Raw genomic sequence first — 523 nt, 5'->3', positions numbered from 1 at the left:
GCTCAAATTTTCTAAAAATTTAAAACGCAACCTCATCATTTCGGTTGTTATTTTTTTGTTGATCGTGGGGCTTGGCGTGGGTTTTTTAAAATTTTTAATCGCTAAAATGGATACGATGACAGCGCAAAGGAATGCGGTTTTAAGGGATTTTAGGGATTTGTATCAAAAAAATTACACTTTAACAAAAGAGATTAAAAACAAGCGAGAAGAGCTTTTTATTGTGGGGCAAAAGATTCGCACGATAGAATCCTTGATTGAAGTCAAAAGAGGGGCTAATGGGGGCGTGCATCTTTATGATGAAGTGGATTTAGAAAATTTGAATTTGGCTCAAAAACATTTAGCGCTCATGCTCATTCCTAATGGCATGCCCTTGAAAACTTATAGCGCTATCAAACCCACCAAAGAAAGGAACCACCCCATTAAAAAAATTAAGGGCGTTGAATCCGGGATTGATTTTATCGCACCATTAAACACGCCTGTTTATGCGAGCGCTGATGGGGTTGTGGATTTTGTGAAAACCAAT

The 523-nt window shown here is 37.9% G+C and carries 1 protein-coding gene; it reads left to right on the top strand.

Going from position 1 to position 523, the window contains the following annotated elements:
- The coding region (locus tag IE260_RS43545) for a M23 family metallopeptidase (RefSeq protein WP_229881869.1) at positions 1-523 on the top strand (523 nt) is incomplete at both ends.

Origin of the sequence: Streptomyces viridiviolaceus (genome assembly GCF_014650995.1) — a bacterium.
GTDB classification, from domain to species: Bacteria; Actinomycetota; Actinomycetes; order Streptomycetales; family Streptomycetaceae; genus Streptomyces; species Streptomyces viridiviolaceus.
Note: the sequence above shows the minus strand (reverse complement) of the source record. Positions and strands in the feature narration are given on the sequence as shown.